The following is a 15,568-nucleotide window of genomic DNA, read 5'->3' on the forward strand; positions in this document are numbered from 1 at the left end:
CCGCGTTCGATGGGAGGACACTATGCCTTGGCGCCGGCCGGATAATTGTGCATCATCCGACATCACTATTCGTTATTACCGGACAATAGATGGACCGTTTCGACGCGATGCGCGTGTTCACCCGGGTGGTCGAGCGGCGCAGCTTTTCGCTCGCCGCCGAGGATCTGGGGCTGCCGCGCTCGACGGTGACGGACGCGGTGAAGGGGCTGGAGGCGCGGCTCGGCGTGCGGCTGCTCGAGCGCACCACGCGCACGGTGCGCCCGACGCTCGATGGCGAGGCGCACTACCGCCGCTGCCTGTCGCTAATCGCGGACCTCGAAGACGCCGAGGGCGCGTTCGGCGGCGCGCGGCCGAAGGGGCTGCTGCGGCTCGAGGTGCAGGGCACGCTGGCGCGGCACTTCCTGCTGCCGAACCTGCCGGGCTTCCTCGCCGAATATCCCGACATCGAGATCAACATGAGCGAGAGCGACCGCTGGGTCGATCTGATCCGCGAAGGCGTCGACTGCGTGCTGCGCTTCGGCAAGCTGCCCGACAGCGACATGATCGCGCGGCAGGTCACGATGCTGGAGCGGTTGACCTGCGCGACGCCGGATTATCTTGCGCGTTTCGGCACACCGGTCGATCCGTTCGCACTCGACGGCCATCGCATGATCGGCATCCGCTCGCTGACCACGGGACGCCTGCGGCCGATGGAGTTCGTGATCGACGGCACGCTGAAGCAGTTTCCGCTGCCGGCGCCGATGTCGGTGACGGGACCCGAGAGTTACCTCGCGAGCGCCAAACTCGGTCTCGGCCTCGTGCAGGTGCCGCGCTTCCATGCCGAAACCGATCTAGCAAACGGAACGCTGGTCGCGGTGCTGCAGCAATGTCCGCCGCCCTCGGTGCCGGTAAACCTGCTCTATCCGCGCAACCGCCAGCTCTCGCCGCGCGTGCGCGTATTCATCGATTACGTGATGCGGGCGTTCGCGCGCAGTTGATCGATCGCCGGAACCACAGCGAGCCCGGCGACGTTATGCTTCCGACACCGGAGGGATTAAGCGATGCGGACCTTTTTCGGCATGATTTTGGGCGCGCTGCTGCTGATATGCGGCGTCTACGTCTACGATTCCATGCGGACATCGAGCGTCGCCAATGGCGAGGTGGCGCAGGACACGCGCACCATCGTCAATTGGGACGTCGCAGCGCATGACTGGAACCTGTTGAAGACGCGCACCCGCGAGCAGTGGGACAAGATCGCGGCGAAGTAACGATTGTTTTCAAGCCGACACAATCATATCCGCAAAACTTGTCATGCCCGGCCTCGTGCCGGGCATCCACGTCTTTGCTTCGCTTCGACAGAAAAGACGTGGATGGCCGGGACAAGCCCGGCCATGACGAAAACCAACGAAACGAGCACTTCGCATGGACCTGTCAGCGCTCCTCAACAGCAGGGGCCAAAGGCTAATTCTGCTCGGTCTTGCGGCCCATATTGGCCTTGCGGGCGTCGGCGATCACCTGCTCGAACTGATCCATGCTGAGCACGCCCGGTACGCGGTACTTGCCGACGATGAATGACGGCGTGCCGTTGAAGCCGAACGCCAGCGCCTGCTCGTTGTTGCGCGAAAGGATCGCGTCGATCGCCTTGGCGTTGGCGTCGTGATCCTTCTTCAGCCGGTCCATGTCGAGGCCGGCGCCCGAAAGCAACTCGGCGATGCGCGGCTCGGTGATGCGCGAATTGACCGAGATCATCGCCTCATGCGCGACGTCGAACTTGTTCTGGTACTTCGCCGCCAGCGCCATCCGCGCCGCGACCTTGGAGACCGGTCCGAGGATCGGCCAATCCTTCAGCACGAGGCGGACCTTGCCGTCGTCCTGCACCACCTGGCGCAGCTCCGGCGCGAGCTTGCGGCAATAGGGGCAGTTGTAGTCGAACCATTCGACGATGGTGATGTCGCCCTTGGGGTTGCCGATCACCGGAATATCCGGATCGCGCAGCACCTGCTCCTCGGTCAGGACATTGTCGTCCTCGGCGCGCGCGGCGCCCGCGGCCATGAGCGCGATGCCGGCACCGATCAGGCCGAGCGCGCCGCGGCGGGTGGCACCGGCGTTGATCAGGGGCGATTTCGTCATTTGGTTCATGGCTGGCTTTCGCAAGAGCTCTGCGCCCTTCTACGTTCAGGACACATTGATGTTACGCAGCAGCATATAGATCGCCACCACGATAATCACAGTCGCAAACACGATATTAAGCGCGCCGCGACGTTCCGACAGGTGGCGGGCGCTGCGTGTGCCCAAGAGGCCGCCCGCGATGCCGCCGGCGACGAATAGCCCCGCCAGGCCCCACGACACCAGCCCGGACCACGCATAGCTCAGGGCCGTGGTCATGCCGAAGGCAGTGACGGCAACCAGCGAGGAACTGACCGCGTTCATGATCGGCATCCCGGTCGCCAGCATCAGCGCCGGCACGATCAGGAAGCCGCCGCCGATGCCGAAGAAGCCGGACATGGTTCCGGTGGCAAGCCCGAGGCCGATGATCGCGGGCATGTTGGACATCGAGATCTTGACGTCGGTCAGCCCGACCCGCGCGCGGTTCTTCAGCATCAGGCCCGCGATGACCAGCATCACCAGCGAGAACAGCGCGAGCAGCTTCTGCCCCTCCAGCATCTTGCCGAGGAGCGAGCCGCCGAACGCGCCCAGCATGCCCGACAGTGCGAACACCAGCGCGCAGGACCAGATCACGGTGCCGCCGCGGGCGTGGTTGGAGAGATTGACCGCGGCGTTGGCGGCGACCGCGATCGCCGAGGTGCCGATTGCGACATGCGGCTCCGGCACGCCGACCACATAGACCATCAGCGGCACGGCAAGGATCGAGCCGCCGCCGCCGACCAGGCCCAGCGAAAAGCCGACCAGCATGCCCGATGCCAGCCCAAGCATGCTTTGAGTTGCGGAGAAGACCAAGGGGAACAGACTCGCGTTTGAGGCGGCGACCCTAGAAGGATTTGCTGCTCAACGCCATACCAATAGCACAAAACTGCCCTGCAGCCGGACTCTCTATATCAGCATGATCTCCGCGCAAACGCGTTGCGTTTGTCGCGAGGGAAAACCGGTTCCCACTTTTCCGGATCATGCTCAGCGCAGCAGATATGTCACAGCCAGCGGCACCAGCAGCGAGGTGACCAGCGCATTCAGGCTCATCGCGATCCCGGCAAAGACGCCGGCGACCTCGTCGACCTGGAAGGCGCGCGCGGTGCCGATGCCATGGGCAGCGATGCCCGCCGCAAAGCCGCGGGCGCGAAAGTCGGTGATGCCGGTGAAGTTCATCAGGGGCGTGACGATGATCGCCCCCATGATGCCGGTGAGGATCACCGACACCGCGGTCAGCGAGGGATCGGCATGCAGGGATTCGCTGATGCCCATCGCGACGCCGGCGGTGACCGATTTCGGCGCCAGCGACAGGATGACGTCGCGCGGCAGCCCGAACGCCTGCGCCAGCAGCACCACCGAGACGATCGCCGTCAGCGAGCCGATCGCGAGCGCAACCAGCATCGGCAGGATCGCCGCCGCGACCCGCCGGCGGTTCTCGTAGAGCGGCACCGCAAGCGCCACCGTCGCCGGCCCGAGCAGGAAGTGCACGAACTGCGCACCGGCAAAATAGGTGGTGTAGGAGGTCCCGGTCAGCAGCAGGAATACGCCGATGATCCACACCGAATGCAGCACGGGATTGGCGAGCGGGTGCCGCCTCGTCTTCAGCGACACCGCGTCGGCCGCAGCATAGGTCAACAGCGTCACCGTCAGCCAGAGCAGCGGCGACTGCGAAAGGTAGACCCAGAGCGAGAACGGATTGTCGTTCACGGCCTCTCCTCCTCGCGCGACAACAAACTGCTCGCCGCAACGAAGGTCGCAACCGTCGCCAGCAGGGTGACGATGACCGACACCGCGAGGATCACCAGGACCGCGATGCCGTGCTCGGCGAGCAAATCGAGCTTCTGCACCACGCCGACGCCGGCCGGAATGAACAGCAGCGAGAGATTGGCGAGCATGCCACGGCTCGCGCTCTCGACGCCGTCATCGCCGAGCGGCCCGCGCGCCAGCGCGGGAAAGCGGTCGCGCGCCAACAGCAGCAACAGCAGCAGCACGAGGCCAACCACCGGGCCCGGCACCGGTACCGCCAGCGCGCGCACGGCGACCTCGCCGACCAGCTGGCAGAGCAGGATCAGGCTGAGGCTGGCGATCATGGCAGGAAGCTCACGCGACGCATCCGCCTATCAGGTCGGTGTGGCGGGACCTTGTCAATGCGCGGGTCTTGGATGCGTGCGCAGATCTTGGGCGCCGCCGCTTTCACTCCCGTCATCCTTGTAAGCCACGACGCACTGGATCGGATAGAGTGTCCGGTGCGGTAACGGACGGGAGACCGCTTCATCCCAGGGCTTTGAAGCCCGGACCTCAGCGCGGCGCCCCGTCCGTTGTTCCATTGAACCCGAACAGTCGCGAGGGCCGCCTGGCGAGCCCGGTTGCGCAAGGATGGGTGCAGATGGACGCGATCTACGTTGGCATTGATGTGTCGAAGGACCGACTGGACGTGCATGTCCGTCCGAGCGGAGAAGCCTTTGCCGTGGCGCGTGACGGCAAAGGCCTGGAAGAGCTCGTTGCGCGCTTGCAGGCGATCTCGCCGGCGCTGATTGCGGTGGAGGCAACCGGCGGCTTCGAGACGATCGTTGCTGCGGCGCTGGCCGGCGCCCGGCTGCCGCTGGTGGTGGTCAACCCGGCCCAGATCCGGCACTTCGCGCAGGCGGTTGGCCAGCGCGCCAAGACGGACCCGATCGATGCGGCGGTCATCGCGCGGTTTGTCGAGGCGGTGCAGCCGGAGCCGCGTGCGATGCCGGATCAGGAAGCCCGGCTGCTGGCCGAACTGGTCAGCCGCCGACGGCAGATCATCGAGATGATCGTTGCCGAGCGTCAGCGCGAGAAGCGGGCCGAGAACGTCCGCGTCCGCAAGAGCCTTGCCCGCCATATCAAGGTCCTCGAGAAGGAGCTGCCGGAGATCGACAACGACATCGACACGCTGGTGCGCGGCTCGCCAGTCTGGCGCGCCAAGGAGGAGTTGCTGGTCAGCTTTCCTGGCGTGAGCAACACCCTCGCACGGACCTTCCTCGCCGAGGTGCCCGAGCTCGGCACGCTCAATCGGCGTCAGATTGCGAGCCTCGCCGGTCTTGCCCCGTTCACCCGCCAGTCGGGCCGCTGGAAGGGCAAGAGCATGATCGGCGGTGGAAGGGCCAAGCTGCGCGCCGGGCTCTACATGGCCGCCCTGTCGGCCAGCCGATACCATCCGCAGCTCAAGGTCTTCTACCGACGCCTGGTGACCGCTGGAAAGCCCAAGATGGTCGCCCTCATCGCCGTTGCACGCAAAGTCCTCACAACCCTCAACGCCATGCTCAGGGACCAAAAACCATGGCAATCCGCTTGACGAAGAACACAGTCGCTGAGGTGCGAGCCTTGCGGCGCAATTGCGCCGCTGGGCGAGCCTCGAAGGATGCACGGCCACTAGCCGGGCCGTGCATGCTTCGAGACGCCGCTATGCGGCTCCTCAGCATGACGGGATTGGCCTTCCGCCGCGACCACACGCGACTCCCGCCGCGCCAGCGCCATCAGCGTGCCGCTCATGGTCGCGACCAGCGTCTCGACGCCGTCCTGGATCGCGTAGGCGCGGCCGTCGCAGACCGTCAGCGTGCGGCCGGGCTTGACCACGACGCCGCGGAACACGAACCGCTCGCCGCGGGCCGGCGCCAGCAGGTTGGTCTTGAACTCCACGGTGAGGATGTCGGAGCCTTCGGGCATCAGCGTGAAGGCGGCGATGCCGCAGGCATTGTCGAGCCCCGCGGTGATGATTCCGGCATGCACAAAGCCGTTCTGCTGGCAAAACTCTGGCGCATAGGGCATCGCAAGATCGACCTCGCCGGGCTCCATGCGCGCGATCGAGATACCAAGCGTCTGCATCGCGCGTTGGCGTGCGAACGTATCGGTCGCGACGGCGCGATAGTTTGGATTCTTCGGTTCGAAACGCGGCATGGCGGTCACGCGATTGCGGGCTCGGACGGCACGAGATGCGGCATCGCCGCGTAGCGGATCGCCGGCGCAAACGGCGTCGATCTGCGCGCGGCACGGTCGATATGCACGGCCGCGATCTCGCAGGTCGCGGCGATCTCGCCGGTCTCCGCATTGCGCATCTCGTGCAGGATACGGATCGACTTGTCGCGGAACTCGACCAGCCGGCTCTTGACCTCGACGAGGTCGCCGGCGAGCAGCTCACGCTTGTAGGAAATGTTCTGCTGCACGGCGGCCATGCCGCGGCCGGACTCGCGCAGGTAGCTCGGCGTCAGGCCGAGCCGCGCGAACATGTTCCAGCTCGCCTCGTCGAACTTGCCGACATACCACATGACGTTCATGTGGCCGATATGGTCGCAGTGCCAGGGATAGACCGTGCCGCGATAGGTCGCCTCGCCCTCCATCGGATCCCTCCTTCGATTTTTGATACGGTAGCGTATCAGGGACGAAGCAGGCTAGCAATACGGTACCGTATCAAAGCATGATCCGGAAAAGTGCGAAGCGGTTTTCCCTCGCGACAAACGCAAACGCGTTTGCGCGGAGATCATGCACAAACAAGCGATTAATGCGCGATGACGATCCCATCGCGCATTATGGATGCGCGGAGATCGCATGACTGAAAGCAAAGGCGACGTCTGGGTCGCGGCCGGCTTCGCCGAACTCGCGCATAGCGGCGTCGACGGAGTGCGGGTCGAGGTGCTGGCGAAGAATCTCGGCGTCACCAAGGGCGGCTTCTACCGCCGCTTCAGGGATCGCGCCGCGCTGCTCGAGGCCATGCTGACGCGCTGGCGCGACGGCCGCATCGCATCGATCGAGAAGCACACCGCGCTCGACGGCGCCAGTGCGCGCGAGCGGCTGAAGGCGATCATCACGCTGTATTCGGAGCGCATGAACACCGAGGCGATGGCGGTCGAGCTCGCGATCCGGCAATGGGCGCGCACCGATGAGGCCGCTGCCGCTGCCGCCGCGAGCGTCGATGCCGCGCGGCTGAAGAATGTCGCCCAGCTCTATCGCGCCACCGGGCTGCCGACTGAAGAGGCCGATGCGCAGGCCTTCCTGTTCTACTGCTTCATCTTCGGCCAGAGCCTGCTGTTCCTCGAGCGCGGCCCGCGCAAGCGCGCGCAATTGCTGGCGCAGTCGGCGGACAAGCTGCTGACGGAAAACCCGTAGAGAGAGTTGCAGCCAATAGAGCCGGTGCAAACGGAAAGCGGCCGGCTTACGCCGGCCGCTCGCCAAACTCGGTCGGCTCGCTCAGGCGCCCTTCAGGCGCTTGTTGCATTCGCTGTAATAGCCGCCGCCCTTCTGGATCCACTTCAGGCCGCCATTGCCGCCGGTGGCCTTGTTGGCGTTGTACTGGTCGACGCAAGTGTGCATGCGTCCCTTGCCTTCGGACTCCTTGGCGTATTTGGGGTCGATAGCGTTCGGAAATACGGCGGGTCCTGCCGGCGCCGCCGGTGCCGCGGCGGGCGCCTGCTTGGCTTCCTTCGGCGCGGCCGGAGCGGGCGCGGCGGCTGCCGGCGGCGGAGCGGCGGGCGCCGCAGCCGGGGTCGCGTCGGCGCCGCACTGCGCCTTGCGGAAATCATTCCACTTCTGGCCGCCGAGGGTGCCGGCCGACTTGGCCGCCTGGTACTTGGCGCTGCATTCCTGCGCGGTCAGGGCCTGCGCCGGTGCGCTCGCCGCAAAGGCTGCAAAGCCCGACACCGCAAGCACGCACAACAATCTGGTTTGAATGGTCATCCCTGGTCTCCCGTCATCCCTGGTTTCCCGTCGGTTTCCCGTGGGGAGCATTGGCGTAAGACCATTATCCTAGCGCAACCCCGACTTGCGACAACGCACCTGCGCGCCTGCGCGTTAAAATATTGTGGCGGCGGGACCGCTGCATGTTCATCCACGGTTCAGCATCGTCGCGCGACGTTTCGGCCCTCTTTCCCTCACGAGGTGCCCCATGAAGACGATTTCCACGCTCGCGTCCGCAACCGCCCTGGCCTCCCTGCTGCTGATGGGCGGAGCTTTCGCGCAAACGGCCGCGCCCGCCGCCAAGGACGCCGCTCCGAAGGCCGAGACCAAGGCGCCGGCCGAGAAGAAGCCGCGCACCGCCGAGTCGCTGGAATGCTCGAAGGAAGCCGACGCCAAGGGGCTGCACGGCAAGGAGCGCAAGAAATTCCGCTCCGAGTGCAAGAAGGAGAAGTCGGGCGGCGCCGCCGCTGCGCCCGCGGCGACGAAGTAACGTCCGGACAGGTTTGATCCGATTCGCTCTCCCCATCGGGGAGGGCAATCGCAAATGCGCTCGATCGCTCGACGAACCCGTGATGCCCGGCCTTGTGCCGGGCATCTACGTCTTGGCTTGCGCGTGGCAAAGGCGTGGATGGCCGGGACACCTCCGCGCAGACGCGCTTCGCTTCTGCCCGGACATGACGAGTTTGTGGCGACACTGATCGCAATCCCCCGGCTCGTTTCGAAGGGTGAAAATCTGTGCGCCGGGCGAGCCGGGGCGCAATGCTGCAATCGCGAGATGCATTTGTCGCGTTCACGCGAATTTGCCATAAGGCGGCGTGACCCTGATCCGCGCTTCGATGGCAACGGCCATTCCCGACCGCAGCAAAGTCCTGAACGGGCTCGAGACCCTCGTCATCGGCACCGTCGGCGGCTTGCTGTTTCTGTGGGCAGAATTGCCGGGCGGCCTGATCTCGGGGGCGATGGTCGCGGTCGCGATCGCCGCATTGGCCGGACGGCCGCTCGCGGTGCCGGCGGTGCTGACGCAATCGGTGCTGCTGTTGCTCGGCATCTCCCTGGGCTCGCTGATGTCGCAGCAATTGCTGCAGCACATGAGCTCCTATCCGCTCACCATCGGCCTGCTGGCGCTGGCGACGTTCTGCTCGACCTTCGGCTCGAGCCTCTATCTGCAACGCATCCATGGCTGGGACCAGACCTCGGCTTTCCTCGCCGGCAGCCCGGGCGCGCTGTCGCAGATCACGATCCTCGCCGCGGAAAAGGGCGCCGACGTCGCGGCGATCGCGGTGGTGCAGACCATGCGCGTGATCATCTTGACCGCGGCGCTGCCGCTGGTGCTGGCGCTGACCGGGGTGACGCATGCAGCGCCGCCGCCATTGCCGACGACGGTCGCCTCGCCGTTCGGCCTCGTCGCGCTGGTCGCCTTATCGATCGGCGTCTCGCTGCTGCTGCGCTGGATCAAATTCCCCGCCAGCTGGATGTTCGGCGCGATGCTCGCCTCCAGCCTGCTGCACGGCTCCGGGCTGGTCGATGGCGGCCTGCCGCCCTGGCTCCGCAACGTCGCGCTGGTCGGCATCGGCGCCATCATCGGCACCCGCTTCGCGCGGATGAAAACCTCGACCCTGCTCAGTCACGTCAATGCCGGGCTCGGCTCGTTTGCGATTGCCATCCTGATCTCGGCCGTGTTCGTCGCGGTGATCGGCTTCACCACCCATGTGCGGCTCGCCGATGTCGTGGTCGCCTTCGCGCCGGGCGCGATGGACGCGATGCTGGCGCTGGCGTTGACGCTGCACATCGACCCGATCTTCGTCGGCGCGCATCATCTGTCGCGCTTCCTGTTCGTCACCATCTCGACGCCGGGCATCATCCATCTGTTCGGCCGGCCGCAGGACGACGTCGACGATTAGCTCTAACAACCGTCATCCTGAGGAGCGCCACCGGGTCCGCGCGAAGCGCGGCCCGATGACAGGCTCCGCGCGTCTCGAAGGATGAACGGCCCGGTCAGTGCCCGTGCATGCTTCGAGACGGCTGCTTCGCAGCCTCCTCAGCATGACGGATCGAGAGACGGGCAGGCTTTATCCGTGGAAGCGTAGGATGGGTAGAGCGCAGCGAAACCCATCGGCTTCGTTCCGCAGCAAGGATGGTGGGTTTCGCTTCGCTCTACCCACCCTACGGGCTTATGCCCTCGCGGCCTTCATCACGCCCCAACCGGCGATCGCGGCCATCACGAGCGAGATCAGCACGTTGTAACCGGCCAGCGAGATGCCGAGGAAGCGCCACTGCACCTCGTCGCAGCGCACCACCTTGACCTTATCGAGCTGGTCCAGCAGCGAGCCGGCCTTGCCGAAATCCACCATCGGGCCGGTGCAATCGGTCGGCCCCGGCCAGAACCCCCATTCGACACCGGCGTGATAGGTGCCGAGCCCGGCATTGGCGAGCGCGGCGAGGCCGAGGATCGCAAGGCCGGCGAGCAGCACCGGACGCGGCGCGCCGCGGGCGGCCGCGAGCGCCACCACGGCGCCGAGCGGCACCGCGAGGTAATAGGCATAGCGCTGCTCGAGGCAGAGCGGACAGGGCATGATCTCCAGCACGAGCTGGAAGAACCAGGCGCCGGCCAGGGTCGCCGCCGCGATCACGGCAATCGCCAGCGCCGAGGTCAGCGCCGGATTGCCGGCGGCGGAAGCATGCGACGGATGGGCGGTGGCAATCGTCACGTCGGTCCTCCTGCGAGCATCGTTCGGGAGGGTCATGGGCCCTGCTCCAAGGTCGTCGATTGCGGTCGTATCGCGTGAAAATACCGCTGTCGAGGCGCGGGACAATCACATCCGCGCGGGTTGACCGTGACGGCCGCCGTCCGCCGCGGTCAGATCGCGTTCAGTCGATGATGCGTGGGAACGCGCAGGCCCCACTGGGTCATCGCCCCCTGCAGCTCATCGGAAAAGAAAAGACTCGGATTGAGCAGCCTGCGTTCATGTGCGTCATCGAGATCGACGAACGGACAATACCGTTACGCTCGCGCCTCCGTGCCGGAGCACGTTGCCGCAGCCGCAGCCGCGGCCGGGCATGGGCACGGTGGCAGGCTGCCGCCGCCGGGCAAACTCTTCCGTGACTGCCATACGGACGGGCGACGGCTTTGCGTCGTCCTTGGGGTCACACCCGCCGGAAATTCCGCTGCCGGGGCGCGGGACATCCCGCCCGCGCGGGTTGACCGTGACGGGCCGCCCGCTATAGTCCGCCGCGCTTCGCGACCCTGGCCTTCCCGGCCGGGACCATTGCGAATGCCCCTGTGGCGGAACTGGTAGACGCGCTCGACTCAAAATCGAGTTCCGCAAGGAGTGCTGGTTCGATTCCGGCCAGGGGCACCATTCAGCGCAGCCGTAGCCGACAAGCCGTCCGCACGAAGGCTCGTCCCGACGTAGCCCGAAGGGCGAAGCCGAATCCCGCCGCTGGGCGCCATTCGCGTGCGATCCAGGCCGTAAACATTCGAAAGACCTCCCCTTTAGCTAGAGGGGGCCGGTTTCCTGCCGCGCCCGAGCGCGAATTGACCGACCGGGCCCTCCACGTGGAATTCAAGCCCCGTCATTTTTGCAAACAGATCGATGTTGCAGGTGCCGATCGCGCAGCCACCAAGGCCCATGTCGGTCGCCGTCAGATAGAACGTCTGGATCAGGTTGCCGACGTCCTTCAGGATCAACGAATATGCGATTGAGCTGTATTTCCAGGAGATCCGCCCAAAGCGCGCGGCGATCGTGATCAAGACCTGCGGTGGACCGGATGCGTCCATGGCAAACTCGGCCGCCGTAGAAAGCGCTTGGAGTTGTTGGGCGGAGGTGTCGATCGCGACAAGCGCGTGGCTGCCCGCGTCATAGTGGTAAAGTCCACGTGCAAGCTCCCCGCAGTTCAAGACCGCCAAGTATAGTTCCAGCTCGTAGGCGCCGCCTGCCGACGGATAGGGTCTTGCGCTGTAGGTGACCTCGGGACCGCCGTCAAAATCTGCGCTCATCTTCCATTCCGACAGCACGCGGGCTGTCGTGTCGAGAAACTGCGCGAGCTCGGCGAGCGTAACCGGATGCTGGTCGTCGAAATCTCGTATTGAATGGCGTTCGCGCAACAGCTTCGCGAAGTGCGAGACCGACCCCGACGTGGAGAATTTGCCGAGGTCGATCTTCTTGCCGGGCCAAGGCGGACGCACCGCGGGTAGCGGTGGAACGACGCCCGCATGGGTGAACGCGCCGCCAACTGGATTGGTGTGCCGGCCCTCCGTGCTCCGCGTATGAAACACGAGATCGTGGAAGTCCCAGAGAACGAGATTGCCGTCGCCTTCATTCACCCGAAGGCCGTCGCCGTCTTTCGCATTGAGCTTGATCAGCATCTTGCTGTCGAGCAGCAATCCGAGCAGATCGAGGTTGGCGGAGGCCGCATGGCGGCGAAGGTTGCTGATCTTCTGAGGCCGCGACAGGGCAGCGAGGGTGGCGGCGATGGCGGGATCGAAAATCCGAAACAGCGCGCCGGCGCGCGGCGATTCCAGCACCATCTCGCTGCCGCGCCGGCGCAGATAGGCGAAGCGCGACAACACAATGGTATCACCGTTCCCCAGCTTTGCGCGTTGTGGCCAGTATTCGGCGACCTGCGGCTCGATGACCACGAGGTCTTGCTCGTCACGCGGAGAGTATAGGCGGTATTCGAGAAGTCCGTGCCCTGCCAGTCGCCGCACGAGGGCATGAACCTGCCTCGCGAGGACGCCTTTGCCCGCAAAGGAGGCGAGCGGCAGGCCGCTGGTGAGATGTCCCGCACGGTCGACCGCTGCCGCACTGAATTGTCCCAGATTGATCGAGTAGCCGCCCAAGCCTGCAGCGATGCTTCCGTCCGCCTGCATGTGAAGGGAGCAACGACCGTTCAATCGGGCGACGATGACGGGTGCGATCTTCCTGAGCTTCGTTTTCCGGAAGTTGCGCAACGAGCCAGCCTTCAGGTGTGTGGAGGGAATGGCGTGAGCTCGCTTTCCAGTCGCGGACGATTCAGCAATCCGAGCTTCATCGGAACATCGTAAAGTCGGCCGGGCGCGAAGCGGCGATAGAAATGCCGCAACCCCGGAACGAGCACTCTGACGACGGGCACCTGGACATCGGGCCGCGTCTGGTCGAGCACGAGGAAATCAAATCCCGCGCCGGTGGCAATCTCGATGCAGGCATTGACCTGGTCGCGCGCGTTGTCGTGAACCTTGAGGCTCGGCGCCGACGGCACGATCGGATTGTCGCTGGGGATCAGGAACGGATAATCGTCCAGTCGCAGCGGCGTGACACCGTCCAGCGTCGGCTTCTCGCCACTCCCGCCGCCCATCATGCCAATCGACATGAACTGGGTCAGTTCGGTGAGGGAACGCAGCAGGGCTATGCGGCGATCGAAATGCGAGCCGGAACCGAATTCGATATTTTCGTGTCCGTTCTGCATCCAATGGATGATCGCCACGTAAGAGGGAATGCCGAGATCGCTGGTGATGTCGAGCACCCAAAGCCTGCGCCCTGCATCGGCAAGCTGGGCTTGCAGATCCCGCACATAGGGATCTTCGAATTGCGCGAGGTCGACTTCTGCACGTTGCAGCCGGTTGTACCACCAGATCGCGTAGGCGTCGCGTTCGACCAGTTCGAGGAAGCCTTGAACGATGGCTTCCTCCCGGGTGTTGCCGGCCGCGCATCCGTTGGAATCCGTGTGGAAGCCGCCATAGAAGAAGTACAAGAGGCCCGTTGGAAGATGTTTGAAACGCTTGTCCCGTAACGACCAGACCGGCGACCACTCCGTCTTGGTCGAGGGATCGAGCGGCTCAGGCACCAGATGTGAATCGTCCGGCTGCGAGGTATGTCTGTTTTGAAACTGCGCGTCGCTGAAAAGCTGTACTTCGTTGGGAAGAAGAGCGGCGCCGGGAGCGAAATCGACAAAGCGGCGCTTCGTCCTGATCTCGTCGCCCTGGAAAATACCCGAATAGCGCTCGATCGCCTCCATCAACGCGCTGGCCTCGCCCTGCTCGGCTGTGGAGCCCTTGCCGAAGCTGCCGCCGCTCAATCCGGATCTGAGCTGGTCGACGTTCCAGGCCGGCGCCGAGAAATTGTGGTAGGCGAAAAAGTTCGTGTTCATCGGCAGATCGGCCTCGATCCGCTCGAGCCGTGAGACGACGCCGGTCAGCGGACTGACGTGCTTGCGGAACCGTGCTACGGTGGCTCGCGACGTCACGGCGCGGTAACCGCCGCTGGTCATGACGAGCTTTCCGCCCTCCGCGATCTCGATCGGCGCTGCCGCCCGGCGCGGACTCTGCAGCTTCCTGCTGCCGCAGGTAGGACACTGCGGGCGTCGCGCGACGTAATGCTTGGCAATGACGGCACCGGTCAGGTCGAAGCTTGCGATGTGATCGCGCAGATCGGTACGAAATCCCGAGGCAATCGCTTTTGCGATTTCAACAGCAGCGAAGTGGATGCCGATCTGTCCGACGGCGTCGCCGACCAGGGGCGATACGGCGACCACCTGCGCCGCTCCGCGATCGAGAAATCCCTTGATCTCCCGATTGCGTATCATGCGATCGAACAGGCAAGTCCAGCAGGCGCTCTCGCCCGGCTTGAACACGGGTCCCACCAGCGGAAACACGCCGGACGGCTGCGCCAGCAGCCAGGGCGTCCCATCGCCAAAGCGCTTTCCGTTCAATTCGACGAGCCGCCGGTCAAGATAGTCGTTCGCCAGTGTGATCGTGAGCTTGGGCGACCGCTTGGTGATCCGAACACCGAGCTTGCTCAAGGCCGCGGCAAGTTCGTTGGCGCCTTTGACATCGATGGCTTCGACCCGCACGGGGCAATCGCGGAGATTCTGTTCTGCGACCTCGGGGGGCAGGCCGAGACTCGCCCAATATCCATCGACGGCGCCTGCGAACGCGTGCGGCGCGCCGCTTACGATATATCGGCGCTCCAGCAGCCGCCTGATCGCTTCCTCGATCTTGTCGGCGGGAAAATTCTTTGAGAGCTGGCGAACGATCTCTGGTGCAGCCTTACCATTTTTGCCGATCGCCGCGGCCACCGCACAATAGAGATCACCATGCAGGAAGAATTTGCGGTTCTCGGAGTAGAGGCAGACCACATCGGGAGGAATCACATAAGCGGTAAAGTTCGGCGCGAATCGCAAAATGCCCTTGCGGCTCTGCCTCGCGGTGCGGCTCTTGCCATTGACTGTCATCGGGGCGGCACGCTGATCCTGTTGCAGTCACTTCCGATCGCCGGAGCGCGGCAAACCATGGCATTGCGCGACTTGTGCGCCGCGTTCGGCCACCGGCATTCTGCGAGCAATTTGGATCACACTCGCCCACCGTCGGCAAGCTGATCAGCCAGGCGCGGCGAATGTATAACGAAAGCAAAAAATTGGCCGGGTCGTTCGGGCGCCCGGCCAATGAAATCGCGACGTGTCGACGCCCAGTCAGTGAGCGCTAGCACCAGCGGCAGCGGCCCCAGGATGCACAGCAGCCTGCGCATGAGACCAATGGCACGCCTACGCCGATCCAACCAACGCCGCAGCCGCCACATCCACCGCAACCGACACCGCAGCGGCAGCCTCTGCAGGCCCTGCATCCTCCGCAACCCCTGCAGCCTCCGCAACCTCTGGCGCCTCCGCAGCCACGGCAACCACCGCATCCCCGCGCGAGCAGCACGCGGCCTCCGACGCTTTCATCGTCGATGAGATTGAGGTGGAAGGTGGCGAGACTGACGTCGGCGAGTTCTTC

16 protein-coding genes and 1 tRNA gene are annotated in these 15,568 nt (G+C 64.9%); 7 read left to right on the plus strand and 10 right to left on the minus strand.

All coding sequences use genetic code 11. The features are described 5' to 3' along the window. The first annotated feature begins 89 nt into the window (after window positions 1-89). Window positions 90-977: a LysR family transcriptional regulator gene (locus QA635_RS37480; protein WP_283064886.1), complete on the plus strand. Its 888-nt coding sequence runs from the start codon at window positions 90-92 to the stop codon at window positions 975-977. Between the two features lie 63 nt (window positions 978-1,040). Beyond that, the gene (locus QA635_RS37485; protein WP_016841536.1) at window positions 1,041-1,247 is read left to right on the plus strand and encodes a hypothetical protein; all 207 of its coding nucleotides are present in this window, start codon (window positions 1,041-1,043) and stop codon (window positions 1,245-1,247) included. A gap of 193 nt (window positions 1,248-1,440) precedes the next feature. Here the strand turns inward: QA635_RS37485 and QA635_RS37490 are convergent, their stop codons facing one another. The 4 genes from QA635_RS37490 to QA635_RS37505 form a co-directional block, all read right to left on the minus strand. Next, the gene (locus tag QA635_RS37490; RefSeq protein ID WP_229192658.1) at window positions 1,441-2,118 is read right to left on the minus strand and encodes a DsbA family protein; all 678 of its coding nucleotides are present in this window, start codon (window positions 2,116-2,118) and stop codon (window positions 1,441-1,443) included. 36 nt (window positions 2,119-2,154) lie between these two features. Then, on the minus strand, window positions 2,155-2,892 hold the full coding sequence (locus QA635_RS37495; RefSeq protein ID WP_425249219.1) for a sulfite exporter TauE/SafE family protein: 738 nt from the start codon (window positions 2,890-2,892) through the stop codon (window positions 2,155-2,157). A gap of 216 nt (window positions 2,893-3,108) precedes the next feature. Then, window positions 3,109-3,831, minus strand: coding sequence for an LrgB family protein (locus QA635_RS37500; RefSeq protein WP_225647868.1), 723 nt, complete (start codon window positions 3,829-3,831; stop codon window positions 3,109-3,111). After that, on the minus strand, window positions 3,828-4,214 hold the full coding sequence (locus QA635_RS37505; RefSeq protein ID WP_018269670.1) for a CidA/LrgA family protein: 387 nt from the start codon (window positions 4,212-4,214) through the stop codon (window positions 3,828-3,830). The genes QA635_RS37500 and QA635_RS37505 overlap by 4 nt, the downstream gene beginning before the upstream one ends. A gap of 296 nt (window positions 4,215-4,510) precedes the next feature. On the opposite strand from QA635_RS37505, the gene QA635_RS37510 reads away from it, so the two are divergent. Next, window positions 4,511-5,443 carry an IS110 family RNA-guided transposase gene (locus QA635_RS37510; protein WP_283064566.1) on the plus strand — a complete coding sequence of 311 codons (933 nt, stop codon included), beginning with the start codon at window positions 4,511-4,513 and terminating at the stop codon, window positions 5,441-5,443. 77 nt (window positions 5,444-5,520) lie between these two features. Here the strand turns inward: QA635_RS37510 and QA635_RS37515 are convergent, their stop codons facing one another. Together QA635_RS37515 and QA635_RS37520 are read right to left on the minus strand one after the other, a co-directional pair. Beyond that, window positions 5,521-6,045, minus strand: a complete 525-nt coding sequence (locus QA635_RS37515) for a PaaI family thioesterase (protein ID WP_283064890.1) — start codon at window positions 6,043-6,045, stop codon at window positions 5,521-5,523. Window positions 6,046-6,050: 5 nt separating this feature from the next. Continuing rightward, complete coding sequence (locus tag QA635_RS37520) at window positions 6,051-6,485, minus strand: acyl-CoA thioesterase (RefSeq protein WP_057016296.1); 435 nt, start codon at window positions 6,483-6,485, stop codon at window positions 6,051-6,053. Window positions 6,486-6,693: 208 nt separating this feature from the next. Between QA635_RS37520 and QA635_RS37525 the strand changes: the two genes are divergently transcribed. Next, window positions 6,694-7,251 (plus strand): TetR/AcrR family transcriptional regulator, encoded by a 558-nt coding sequence (locus QA635_RS37525; protein ID WP_028342569.1) that lies wholly within the window; start codon window positions 6,694-6,696, stop codon window positions 7,249-7,251. A gap of 81 nt (window positions 7,252-7,332) precedes the next feature. Here QA635_RS37525 and QA635_RS37530 read toward each other — a convergent pair whose 3' ends face one another. Then, window positions 7,333-7,818, minus strand: a complete 486-nt coding sequence (locus tag QA635_RS37530) for a hypothetical protein (protein ID WP_076824984.1) — start codon at window positions 7,816-7,818, stop codon at window positions 7,333-7,335. A gap of 208 nt (window positions 7,819-8,026) precedes the next feature. Between QA635_RS37530 and QA635_RS37535 the strand changes: the two genes are divergently transcribed. Together QA635_RS37535 and QA635_RS37540 are read left to right on the plus strand one after the other, a co-directional pair. Next, window positions 8,027-8,308, plus strand: coding sequence for a PsiF family protein (locus QA635_RS37535; RefSeq protein WP_168857374.1), 282 nt, complete (start codon window positions 8,027-8,029; stop codon window positions 8,306-8,308). Window positions 8,309-8,633: 325 nt separating this feature from the next. Next, on the plus strand, window positions 8,634-9,719 hold the full coding sequence (locus QA635_RS37540) for an AbrB family transcriptional regulator (protein WP_375167014.1): 1,086 nt from the start codon (window positions 8,634-8,636) through the stop codon (window positions 9,717-9,719). A 270-nt stretch (window positions 9,720-9,989) separates the two neighbouring features. Here the strand turns inward: QA635_RS37540 and QA635_RS37545 are convergent, their stop codons facing one another. Further along, complete coding sequence (locus tag QA635_RS37545) at window positions 9,990-10,562, minus strand: disulfide bond formation protein B (RefSeq protein ID WP_283064891.1); 573 nt, start codon at window positions 10,560-10,562, stop codon at window positions 9,990-9,992. A 530-nt stretch (window positions 10,563-11,092) separates the two neighbouring features. On the opposite strand from QA635_RS37545, the gene QA635_RS37550 reads away from it, so the two are divergent. Next, window positions 11,093-11,177, plus strand: a tRNA-Leu gene (locus tag QA635_RS37550). 134 nt (window positions 11,178-11,311) lie between these two features. Here QA635_RS37550 and QA635_RS37555 read toward each other — a convergent pair. Both QA635_RS37555 and QA635_RS37560 read right to left on the minus strand, forming a co-directional pair. Beyond that, complete coding sequence (locus QA635_RS37555) at window positions 11,312-12,688, minus strand: SagB/ThcOx family dehydrogenase (RefSeq protein WP_283072051.1); 1,377 nt, start codon at window positions 12,686-12,688, stop codon at window positions 11,312-11,314. A gap of 92 nt (window positions 12,689-12,780) precedes the next feature. Further along, entirely contained in the window at window positions 12,781-15,027 is a 2,247-nt protein-coding gene (locus QA635_RS37560) for a TOMM precursor leader peptide-binding protein (protein WP_283064892.1), read from the minus strand. Window positions 15,028-15,568 lie beyond the last annotated feature (541 nt).

The sequence above is a fragment of the Bradyrhizobium brasilense genome, from assembly GCF_029714345.1.
GTDB lineage: Bacteria > Pseudomonadota > Alphaproteobacteria > Rhizobiales > Xanthobacteraceae > Bradyrhizobium > Bradyrhizobium australafricanum.